This is a genomic window from Endozoicomonas sp. ALC013 (assembly GCF_049310205.1).
Lineage (GTDB): Bacteria > Pseudomonadota > Gammaproteobacteria > Pseudomonadales > Endozoicomonadaceae > Endozoicomonas.
On the sequence record NZ_JBLYNS010000147.1, the window covers coordinates 1 to 11,561 of the forward strand.

The following is an 11,561-nucleotide window of genomic DNA, read 5'->3' on the forward strand; positions in this document are numbered from 1 at the left end:
AGAAGCCTTTTAAAGAAGGGAACCACAAAGGCACGGAGGCACAAAGTTTTTGTTCTGATGTTACCTGTCGAGCAGGTCGCGCCCATCTTTACCTTTGTGGTTTGATGTTGATTTTCTTTTTTAGCGACAGCCTCTTTAGATTTCGTTTTCTGCGCCACTGTTTTCATGATTAAAAGAGCGTGAGTGTGACTCCTATGGATAAAGTACGAATAGAAGCCATTGAAACCCGGGCGGTCATCGGTGTTTATGAGTTTGAGCATGAAGCACCGCAGCCATTGGTGCTGGACCTGGAACTGACGACTGATTTTACCCGCGCGTTCACCAGTGACGACCTGCAGGATGCGCTGGATTACGACGCTATTACCCGACAGGTCAGGGCATTTTGTGAGGCCTCCCGGTATCAGCTCATTGAGGCACTGGCTGGCGGTATCATCACTCAGGTGCTGGAGCATTTTTCGGTGGATAAAGTGGCTGTCACCATTCGCAAGCCGAAGGCTTTGACCAATGCGCTTGCTACTGTCTGGTGTGAGCGAACCCGTACACAGATGATGGGACAGGAATAGCTGGCAGTGACTGTCTATGTGCTGGGTATTGGCTCCAATATTAACGCTGAGTATCAGTGTTGTCAGATGATCGCTGCGCTGGAGCAGCGATTTGGTAAGGTCACGGTCAGTGAGCTGGTGACCACGAAAGCGGTTGGTCTTGAGGCTCCCGATTATATTAACGGGGTGGTTTGCGTTGAGTCAGACATGAGTGCTGAGACATTGCAGCAATGGTGCAAGAGGCTTGAAGAGCAACTGGGCAGGGATCGCGAACAGCACCTTTGTGCTGCGGATATTGACCTTTTGCTGGCGTTGGACAGTTCTGGTGCCCTTGCCGTGGAAAAGTTGATCAATCAGGTTAAAGAACCCTGGTTTCGGCCCCTGGTAACGGAGCTGTTAAACAGGAATATGATGTCATCTGGTTAACGACTTAATTACCATAAAAAAAGGCCGTCTTGAAAAGACGGCCAGAATATTCAGGGGTTAGCCTGAAAAAACATGGCAAATAGCCTGTGCTTATGTACTAACTTGTAGAGTGCTCATCTCCTCATCTGTGGTCAGACTATGTAATTTACCGAAATCTACCATGCGCTGCTCAGGTGTAGGTGGTAGAGCTTTAGGAAAAATGGATGGCCCAACCAAGGACTCTTGGTCACTATATACGGAAGAAGCATCATCGTCGTCGTTATTTTGCTCAGAAGCATTGTCAACCTGCGGTTCACTACCAATGCCGTGGTGGCGGCCATCACGCTCAGCTATTGTGGTTGCAACGAACTCACTGTCGGCGCGAAATTTTTCTACCTCTGTCGAGTCATCGCAAATCTCCTTCAGCAACAAACCTTGGCGCTCGGGATTAACTGGCTTTACAGGCTCCTCTGTTTCCTCCACTGTTGACTTTGTTCGCTGCAATTCAGAGAACCACCGGTCACAGATCCGCGTTGATTCGCTGATCTTCCGTTCTCGTTCCATATGCTTGAAAAATTCTCTGGCCATGACAGTACAGCTTTTGCCATCGTCAGCCTCTGACTCTGAACTGTTTGCAGAGAATTCGAAGTGATCATCATCGACAGTAGGAACTCTTGGTTTGCTGCTTGTTGCGTCCTGTAGCTCATTGTGAGCATGCACATTTTCCTCGGTCAGAGCGAAGAGTTTTTCTCCAATCGCGGCTGCCAGGCTGGCAGCTTGTTCCGGTGTTGGTTCAAAAGAAGCTTTGGGTTTAATGACAACAGGAACTTCGGGTTCAACAACAGGAGCTTCCGGTTGGCTGGCCAGTGCGCTGTTTTTGACAATGGTTTGGGACTTATCGTAGCCCTCATGCCTGCCATCAACGTCACTGTACTTAACCACCCAGTGGTTGCTGAGTCGGCCAGGTGCCTCTTCCCATTTGACCTTGCCATCACTGTCTTTCAGGACTTTGCCATTTTCATCTCTCTGGGCAACATAGCCTTGATATGGAGCCTGGCGCATCTTGCTCCACTTCATGCCTTCCTGATTCTGGTAATCCGGGGCAGACACTCTTCCGTTGTAAGCCAGGGTCAGCTTCCTGTCAGGCGTGGGGATGATCACATCGTTCACCTGGGCGTACATGGTTTTGTCGACACCAGTGACATTGCCGCCGGCATCTCTGGTGAAGATATCCAGGGCGTTACCCTTGGCATCTTTGTAAACCCAGTTTTTCAAACGCCCAATGTCCAGCCTGTCGCGTTTGTCTGATACCCTTTTATCGAAATCAGGATCTTGAGGGTCACGAACAAGTGCACCGTTTTTCCAGTCATCAATGTCTTGTGTACGGTGTTCCTGAAGGTTCGGGCACATCTGGCTCAGGTATTCAAGCTCTTGTTGGATCGAGGTCTTCTCGCACTCTTTGGCATAGATTGCCAGGTGGCGCTTGTTGATATCGATATCCTTTTGCCGATTGCTGATGAGCTCATTTAATGACTTAACCGAAGACTGGTGTCCGCCTGCTTCTGCCTTCTTCAGATCTTTGCGCATTTCTCCAAGCGAGGATTCTAACTGTTTAACCCATGCCTGCACTTCCGCTTTATAGGCTTCAGGATTCGACTCTTTTTTGATGAGCTTTTTGGTATCCCCGTTGTTCGGGTAGGCCGCATCAAAATCAGCCGTCATTGTTGCCACGTCTTTTTCAAGCGTTTGTACTGCTGCGTGAAGCTTGGCGTGATATTGTTCTCTGACCAGCTTGAATGCTGCGATCACGTTCTCGTCAGTGCATTTAAATACAGGACGTTTGGGAGGCTCGCCAGGGTGAACAGGCGCTTTTTGATCAAGCGCTTTACCTTTCTTCACCGCTTTCTGTTTGGCTTTCTGGTATTTGGCATCGTCCTTGATGAAGGCTGCCAATAACTGTTCGTAAGCTGCCATTTCTTTGTTGTAATTGTACACAGCGGTGGCCAGCGCAGGGTCGTTACCCAGTCTCATGGCTACTGATGCATGGTCAGCATCCAGTAAATGATCTACCACCTTACCGCCCGGGGTCTTCTCTTTAACCGTCACGGTTGCCCGACTATTTTCATTAGCCACCGTCAGGGTCCGGGTCGGGGTATAGTAGTACTTTTCACCGGTTTTTGGATCTTCGTGGAGTACTTTTTCTTTGTGCAGCTTCAGCTTCTCATCCGCCAGTTGCTTATTGAACAAGTGGTTGGCTTCAGCGCGAGCTTTCTGACGGTCTACCTTGTCATGAACTTCCTTGTCGGTAACACCGTAGTGCTCGGCCAGCTTTGCGCAATGCGCTTCCTCGCGAAGTGTGTTGTGACGTTGCTTGGCCTCTCTCATACAGAGCTTGTCAAATGCCTGATTTTTTTCCTGCTTGAGAGCATCCTCAGCCTGCTGTGCAGCGGTTTTCTGCTCCAGCTTTCTGGCATTATACTTGGCCGGATGGAATACATAGAGTAACCCTTCGTAAGCAGGGGTAATCACGTAATCTTGCAGAGGTTTGGTAACAAATTTAACAGCGTTAAAGAGGAGCTTTAAGGGGGCAACAAGGTATGAGCCCACGACTTTCAACTTCTCAATTACACGCTCACCCAGGCTGGGCTTGTGAATGACAGTAATTGGCTGATCTTTAATCTCAGACGTTTTCTCAGATTTTATCTCAGCGGTTTTTTCAGCAGTTTTCGCTGGCTTATCAACAGTTTTTTCAGCGGTTTTCGCTGGATTTTCAGCAGTTTTTACGGCAGTTTTCGCTGGACTTTCAGCGACTTTGCCATCTGTGGTTTTTTCTACCGGGGTCGACTTGGCAGGTTTCACCGGAGCAAGCTCTGTCTGGACAGATTTCTGCGCAGACCCTGCCGGTGTGCCACCTATGGCAGCGATGCCTTGTTTAATTCTGTCAGACAGCAGTAAAAGTCGTGGCTGCCGCTGTGACGTTTGGGTTTGCTTGTCTACCCGGGTTGTTGTGGATGTTGCCACAGGCTGGGCATTAATAACCGGAGACGGTTTGACGCCCGGTGGAGGCGGCGGTACCGGTGGGATGTGAGCCGTAGTTACCTGTGATGTTACTGGACCTGTGTTTGCCATGGTTTATGTCCTTATTCAGTTTGTATGATTAATTACATCAATAAAGTATTGACTGAACATTTGGACACTTTATTTGGAGTTTTGTTCCAGTTTAATACTAATTAATGAAGTGTCAGTAACCAGAATGTGTTTTGGAATGCGTTAAGAGATTGAAATTATTATCAATAGCTCATAACGCTGTATCATAGATTGTTGGGGCTTTAATCGCTGATTTTATTCGTTAAGAAGTATTTTTGATTGCATTTGCTGAAGCCGCTTCTGTCTTAATGCTTCGCCGAGGGCTTTTCCTGTGATGTTTTCAGTCATCAACTCTCTGGCTTTAATGGATAAACAGCCAGTCAATAGTTCAATGATCTGGCTTTTTTTCAATTTAACCATTGCGAAGCTGTAGGAAAGAATCGTCATCAGGCTGATAAAGCGTTCAGGGCGGCGCAGGGCATCGGTGGCTTCAAACAGGGACATCAGGGACTCTGCATCGTTGCGGTGAATAACCGACGTAACGCTCTGGGCGTGCTCTGTGACCAGAAGGGCCATATCGGCATATTCTGAAGGTAATCGCAATCTGGATGAAACACCCTGAACCGTCAGTATGCCATTGGTTTTTTCCGCTTCGGCCTGAGGCAGTAGAGGCGAGAACAGGCAGCCAAACCGGATCAGTGCAGTGTTGTTGTCCCGGGCAGCCATGTTGAGGTGCAATAAGGTCTGGTTATGGATCAGGGATCGGAACTCGGGCAATACGGCCTGAAGAGCACCGCAGCACTCCAGCGTTTGAAAGTAGACCGAAGGGCTGGGTTCCATCAAGGCTCTGGACGTTTCTTGCCATACTCTTTCGGACACCAGGTGGGATGCTTCGCCGTTATTCACCATGTTGCTCATTAATTCCAGCGTCTCTTCTGCCACCTGAAAGCCAAGAGGGGCAAGTCTTGCGGCGAACCGGGCAACCCTGAGGATTCTAAGAGGATCTTCCTGAAAAGCAGGCGATATGTGGCGAAGTCGGCGGTTTTTCAGGTCTTCCTGACCTCCGTAGGGGTCAATAATGTTCCCGTGCTGGTCTTCTGCCATGGCATTAATGGTCAAATCCCGTCTCAGTAAGTCTTCCTCCAGGGATATATCAACGGAAGTGTGAAAGCTGAAACCCGCATAACCATGCCCGGTTTTGCGTTCCGTTCGGGCCAGTGCGTATTCCTCTTTGGTTTGCGGGTGAAGGAAAACCGGGAAATCCCGGCCAACCGGCTGATAGCCCAGATCCTTCATCTGCCCGGGCGTTGCACCAACGACAACCCAGTCATTGTCCTTGACAGGCAAACCCAGTAATTGATCTCTGACCGCACCACCTACCCGATAAACTTGCATAAACTAGCACTATTCCAGATATAAAAGTAAGAATTGTTTATAGCAAAATGGTGTATTTTTTTCTCTTTTTAAAATTTTATTTGGGGGGAAGGTTATGAGTGGTCATCAATGGGTTAATGAAGCCATCAGCAAAATTGAGGCGGATTTCCAGCGCAGTGCAGATACACATCTGATACGGCTTGAGTTACCGGAAATCAACGGTGTCGAGGTGTATCTGAAAGATGAAAGCACGCACCCGACGGGCAGCCTCAAGCACCGTCTGGCCCGATCTTTATTTCTTTATGCCATCTGTAATGGCTGGGTTGATGAGAATACCACCATTATTGAGTCCTCTTCAGGAAGTACAGCCGTTTCTGAAGCCTACTTTGCCCGGCTGCTGGGCTTGCCATTTATCGCCGTAATGCCCAGATCGACCTCCATGCAGAAGATACAACAGATCAGGTTTTACGGTGGTCAGTGTCACCTGGTCAATTGCTCCAGTGAGATTTATGCCGAATCCCAGCGGTTGGCAAGGGAGCTGAATGGACACTATATGGACCAGTTTACTTATGCCGAGAGGGCAACAGACTGGCGGGGTAACAACAATATTGCCGATTCCATTTTTCGACAGATGCGGGCTGAGAAATACCCGGTGCCCAGCTGGATTGTCATGAGCCCGGGAACCGGAGGAACATCGGCCACCATTGGACGCTACATTCGATACCAAAAGCTGAATACCCGGTTATGTGTTGTGGACCCCGATCACTCTGTTTTCATGGACTACTACGCCAGTGGCGACTCAAGCCTGACGATTGACCAGGGCTCTCGTATAGAGGGTATTGGGCGGCCGAGAGTCGAACCATCATTTATTCCTGGTGTGATTGATGACATGCGTCGAGTGCCTGATGTGGCCGCTATTGCAACCATTCACTGGCTGGAAAGGATACTGGGTCGCAAGGCTGGCCCGAGTACCGGGACTAATTTATACGGTGCCTTGCAAATTGCTGCACAGATGAAATCCGATGGTCAGGAAGGATCCATCGTTACCCTGTTGTGTGATCCGGGTGATCGTTATCTGGATACCTGTTATAACCCTGACTGGGTTGCTGCCCAGGTTGGGGATATACAGCCATGGATAGACAATTTATGTCGTTTTTATGGCAAATAATACCAACCTTCCCAGACTGCCTCCAAAATAAAACGGCCGCAGATGCGACCGTTGAGAGTTAAACGTCAGAAGATTAAACGTCGGTACCTGGCTGCCCGAGAGGTCCGTATTTCTCCTCCAATCCCCTGGCTTGAGCACTTAAGGCTTCACGAGCACCTTCAATTGCACCTCGTTTGGCCATTAAAAATACCTCCTGGCCCAGGGCATCCTGAAGTGAGGGCGGCAGTCCGGATTGTTGGCCCGTTTGTTGAGTTCTGGATTGCTCACTAGTCCTGACCTCATTCGTTTGTTGGCTGGCCAGTTCCCCAGTTAACCGTTGCTGTGTTTCCGGTTTTGTAGAAGGTTGAAGGTACGCTTCGCATCTAGCGGCTTCCTCGCGATGGAACTCAAGATCCCGGCGGGCATCGGCTTCCAGCCGAGTCCTTGTAGGTCCCTGCTGGCCATAATGAGAAATACCTTCATTCACTAAGCTACTCATGTGTTGAATGTCGCTGTCGACTCTCTGCTCAAGAACTGTACGTTGTGGTGTTGGAGCAGACTCTTTGCTGTCAGGAGGAACGGAGCGGCTATCAAATTGAGCATGTTGAGTTGACCCGGTAACCGAGGTCTGATGATGCGACTCATGACCTGAAGTCTGCACATTCCCGGGAGTTGCAGGGGTGTGTGTGGGAGCCGGGGTATATGGCGGCATTGCCGAACGGTGTGGGTCTTGTTGATGGCCTGTATGGGGTGATTGACTGCTCACTGGCTGATGGGCGGGTGCAGGCGCGGGCGCAGGCGGTGCTGCAGATTGTTTTGCTCCCTGGTCAGGGGCTTTTTCCGGCGCTTTCTGCTCAGCACTCTTTTCCGAGTCAGCCGTCTTTTCCTTTTCAGCAGTTTTTCCTTTTTCAACATCTTGCTCTGATGTTTTTGATTCAGGTGCCCCCCCTGCATTCCTCGTATTGTTTAAGAAATTCCCCAAATTCAAGCGTTCAAGAAGGGTTTTACCGCCAGCTGATTTTTGTTTACCTTCGGCAGCTTTCTTTTCACCTTCAGCAGCTTTCTGCTCGCCGTTAGTCTTAGTCTCTTCCGGAGTTGCAGGGGCTGTTTCTGCGGCAGTTGGCGCTCCCGCTGGAGGTTGAGGTGTCATGTAACTGGTAGCAGGGTGCTGTGCAACGGAGCCGAAGGGGGGCTGGCCACCCTGTTGCTGATAGGACTGGGCTGGAGCGCCTGTTCCGGAACCTTGTAATTGAGGTGCGGGATCATGTGTGTCGACATTATGCCCAACATAGTGGCCAGTCGGCCCGGATGACTGTCCGGTCTGAAGCCCACCCGCTGCCGGTGGAGTGTAGATTGGTTGTGTGACCGATGCTGATAATGGGGTCGCCATTATTTAATCCTTGTTAAATTGATGGAGAAGTAGGGGGTTAAAAATTTTGCGGATCTCATTTTGCCGATATGGCGACAACATTCGACAAGTGGAAGTGTTATTGGTTCTATATCAATTAGTAATTATTTTTTTATAAAGATATACACTTTTTGGTGAACTATCGTAGGGTTTTATCAGTCTACAAAATGAGAATACATCCATGATTGATTCCGGGTGACCATTTAAGGAGTGTGGTCTCTGCTGCGAGTGCAGTTAACCTGGTATCGACGTGCAGAACTGGTGAGTATTATTCAAGTACTCAGGAAGAGCGATAGATATTCTAAATAACCAGTCAGGATCATTGGCTGCAGTCTGGTTGTTCATCCTGCACGCCCCAAATTGGAGAAAGGCAATATGGAGAAGGGTATGTTCCAGGCGAAAGATGCATTCAACGAAGGTATTGTCCGGCAAAAACCAGCTGAACTCTGGTCGATGATCTCTCCTCATTACTGCGTGGATGAGGCTTCCTGGTTACAGGAACTGGTTCAGATTCTGGATGAACAGTCCGGTGATTACCCTGAGACAGCCAGTCAGGCCACCAGAATGATTGAGCAGGTCAGGGGCAGTGACAATGGCATTCATATGATTGATGCATTGTTATTGCAGTACAGCCTGGATACCCGGGAAGGTATTTTGCTGATGTGCCTGGCCGAAGCCCTGATGCGTATTCCCGATGATCGCACTGCCGATGCCCTGATCCGCGACAAGCTCAGTGTGGCTGACTGGAAAAAACACCTGAGCCAAAGTGACTCTCTGCTGGTCAATGCCTCCACCTGGGGATTGCTGCTGACCGGCAAGGTGGTCAACCTTGACGCCGGGGAGGATGGCTCTGCCGGAGGGGTTATTGGCAAACTGGTGAACCGGATGGGGGAGCCGGTTATTCGCCAGGCGGTTAACCAGGCCATGAAGATTATGGGGCGTCATTTTGTCCTGGGGCGGAATATTTCAGAAGCGTTAAAGAATGGCCTGAAACAACGGGAAAAGGGGTACACCTACTCTTTTGATATGTTGGGGGAGTCTGCCCTGACCATGGAGGATGCCCGGCGTTATCACGATGAATACCTGGCGGCGATCAGAGCGGTTGCTACGGAACCTGATCACGAAAACTCCCCCCGTGCCGGCATTTCCATCAAGCTTTCTGCGCTTCATCCACGCTATGACGTGGCCCATAAAGCGCGGGTTTTCCGGGAGCTGGTACCGGCGCTGGTGGATCTGGTGCGAGAAGCCAGGGCGGGCAATGTAGCTATCAATATGGACGCTGAGGAACAGGATCGTCATGAGCTGTTTCTGGAAGTGTTTGAGCGGGTTTACCGACACCCGGATTGCCGTGGCTGGGGTGGGCTCGGTCTGGTGATCCAGGCGTACGGCAAACGGGCACTGCCATCGTTGTGCTGGCTTTCTGCCCTGGCCCATGAGCACGGAGACCGCATCCCGGTTCGGCTGGTAAAGGGAGCTTACTGGGACAGTGAAGTAAAGCTTTGCCAGCAACAGGGGCTGAGCGGTTATCCGGTCTATACCCGCAAGGAAGCGACAGATGTTGCTTACCTGGTGTGTGCCAGGTATCTGTTATCCGAGCCTGTCAGGGCGGCGCTCTATCCTCAGTTTGCCAGTCATAATGCTCACACTGTTGCCAGTATTCTTACCATGGCAGAACGTGAAGGTGCCGCTGATTTTGAGTTCCAGCGCCTCCACGGTATGGGGGATGCGCTCTATAATTTCATCCTGACTGACCATCGTCGTTCGGTGCGTATTTATGCGCCTGTTGGCAGTCATAAGGATCTGCTGCCCTATCTGGTTCGTCGTTTACTTGAGAATGGTGCCAATTCCTCCTTTGTTCACCGCCTGGTGGATGCGAAAACCCCGGTTGCTGAGCTGGTTCAGCATCCGGTGGAGACGTTGACAGGCCGGGTTTGTTTGCAGAACGACCAAATCCCGTTGCCACCGTCTATTTACGGCCAGTCACGGAAAAACTCACTGGGTGTGAATGTGGATATTGACAGTCAGTGGCAGCCATTTCAGCAAAAAGTACAGAGCTTTATGGGGCATAAATGGACTCAGGGGCCATGGCTTGATGGTCAGCTTGTACCGTCAGCAGAGACCTCTGAAATAACCTGCCCCTATGACCGCTCTGAGATTGCAGGCCACTTGGGATGGAGTGATGAAACCCAGACCGGTACGGCCATTGGCATTGCTGAAGCGGCCTTTGAACGCTGGAATTCCACACCCGCAGAACAGCGGGCAGAATGTCTGGAGAAACTGGCAGACTTACTGGAAGAAAACCGTGAGGAGCTGGTGGCCCTGTGCCATCAGGAAGCTGGCAAAACCGTGCACGATGCCATTGATGAAGTGCGGGAGGCGGTGGATTTTTGCCGCTATTACGCAGGTCAGGCACGGGAGCGGTTTTCATCGTCCATCATGATGCCGGGGCCAACGGGGGAGTCTAACGAGCTGCGGCTTTGTGGGCGAGGGGTTTTTCTCTGTATCAGCCCCTGGAACTTTCCCCTGGCTATTTTCCTCGGGCAGATTACCGCAGCGCTTGCCTCCGGGAATACGGTGATTGCCAAACCTGCTGAACAAACCGGCCTGATTGCGGGCAGGGCCGTTGAGCTGATGCTGGCAGCGGGTATTCCCGGGGATGTGATTCAATTATTGCCCGGCGAGGGTACCACGGTGGGTCGTCAACTGGTGGCTGATGCCCGGATTGCCGGTGTCGCTTTCACCGGCTCCACGGAAACCGCCCGGTTGATTAATCAGACGCTGGCGAATCGCCCTGGCGCAATGATACCGCTGATTGCTGAAACAGGTGGTCAGAATGCCATGATCGTCGATTCCACCGCACTGCCTGAGCAGGTGGTAAATGATGTTCTTTTGTCCGCCTTTGGCAGTGCCGGGCAGCGCTGTTCAGCGCTCAGGGTACTTTATGTGCAGAAAGATATTGCTGACCGGGTGATCGCTCTGTTGCAGGGGGCAATGAAGGAGCTGTCTATCGGTAATCCGAGTTTTCATTCTACCGATATTGGCCCGGTGATTGATGAAAAGGCTCGCCTGTCACTACAGGCACATATCGAACGCATGAAACAAGAAGCCAAACTGCTGTTTGAATGCCAACTGCCAGCGGATTGCGCTAACGGCAGTTTTGTTGCGCCGGTTGCCTTTGAAATTGACCATATTGGCCAACTGGAGAAGGAGCACTTCGGCCCTGTTCTCCATGTGATTCGTTACGACGCGAAAGCGTTACCTGAGGTGATTAAGCAGATCAACAGTACCGGGTATGGCCTTACCCTGGGAATTCACAGTAGAAACGAAGTGACGGCGACGTTTATTGAGCAGCGGGTCAAGGTAGGTAATATCTATATCAACAGGAACCAGACTGGCGCTGTTGTCGGTGTTCAGCCATTTGGTGGCCAGGGGCTGTCAGGTACCGGTCCAAAAGCGGGTGGGCCAAACTACCTGCAGCGGTTTGCAACCGAACAGACGTTGTCGATCAATACCACGGCTGTTGGCGGAAACGCTACGCTGCTGTCTTTGGGAAGTGAGTCTGTTTAAGCAGGGGAAGCCCTTATTCACAGGCTCTGAG

General features: G+C 50.7%; 7 protein-coding genes. 4 read left to right on the top strand and 3 right to left on the bottom strand.

Annotation, left to right across the window (positions count from 1 at the left end; translation table 11 throughout):
* The first annotated feature begins 194 nt into the window (after positions 1-194).
* Both folB and ACO6V1_RS19710 read left to right on the top strand, forming a co-directional pair.
* The gene (folB, locus tag ACO6V1_RS19705) at positions 195-563 is read left to right on the top strand and encodes a dihydroneopterin aldolase (RefSeq protein ID WP_422447421.1); all 369 of its coding nucleotides are present in this window, start codon (positions 195-197) and stop codon (positions 561-563) included.
* Positions 564-569: 6 nt separating this feature from the next.
* Positions 570-968: a 2-amino-4-hydroxy-6-hydroxymethyldihydropteridine diphosphokinase gene (locus ACO6V1_RS19710; RefSeq protein WP_422447419.1), complete on the top strand. Its 399-nt coding sequence runs from the start codon at positions 570-572 to the stop codon at positions 966-968.
* A 90-nt stretch (positions 969-1,058) separates the two neighbouring features.
* Here ACO6V1_RS19710 and ACO6V1_RS19715 read toward each other — a convergent pair whose 3' ends face one another.
* Together ACO6V1_RS19715 and ACO6V1_RS19720 are read right to left on the bottom strand one after the other, a co-directional pair.
* Positions 1,059-4,076, bottom strand: a complete 3,018-nt coding sequence (locus ACO6V1_RS19715) for a hypothetical protein (protein ID WP_422447417.1) — start codon at positions 4,074-4,076, stop codon at positions 1,059-1,061.
* A 213-nt stretch (positions 4,077-4,289) separates the two neighbouring features.
* Positions 4,290-5,429 carry a polynucleotide adenylyltransferase gene (locus ACO6V1_RS19720; RefSeq protein WP_422447415.1) on the bottom strand — a complete coding sequence of 380 codons (1,140 nt, stop codon included), beginning with the start codon at positions 5,427-5,429 and terminating at the stop codon, positions 4,290-4,292.
* A 94-nt stretch (positions 5,430-5,523) separates the two neighbouring features.
* Here ACO6V1_RS19720 and ACO6V1_RS19725 point away from each other — a divergent pair, with 94 nt between their 5' ends.
* Positions 5,524-6,576 (top strand): PLP-dependent cysteine synthase family protein, encoded by a 1,053-nt coding sequence (locus tag ACO6V1_RS19725; RefSeq protein WP_422447413.1) that lies wholly within the window; start codon positions 5,524-5,526, stop codon positions 6,574-6,576.
* A 73-nt stretch (positions 6,577-6,649) separates the two neighbouring features.
* Here ACO6V1_RS19725 and ACO6V1_RS19730 read toward each other — a convergent pair whose 3' ends face one another.
* A complete protein-coding gene (locus tag ACO6V1_RS19730) occupies positions 6,650-7,945 on the bottom strand; it encodes a hypothetical protein (RefSeq protein ID WP_422468139.1) in 1,296 nt (431 codons plus the stop codon).
* Positions 7,946-8,350: 405 nt separating this feature from the next.
* Here ACO6V1_RS19730 and putA point away from each other — a divergent pair, with 405 nt between their 5' ends.
* Complete coding sequence (gene putA, locus ACO6V1_RS19735) at positions 8,351-11,530, top strand: bifunctional proline dehydrogenase/L-glutamate gamma-semialdehyde dehydrogenase PutA (RefSeq protein WP_422468141.1); 3,180 nt, start codon at positions 8,351-8,353, stop codon at positions 11,528-11,530.
* The last annotated feature ends 31 nt before the right edge of the window (positions 11,531-11,561 follow it).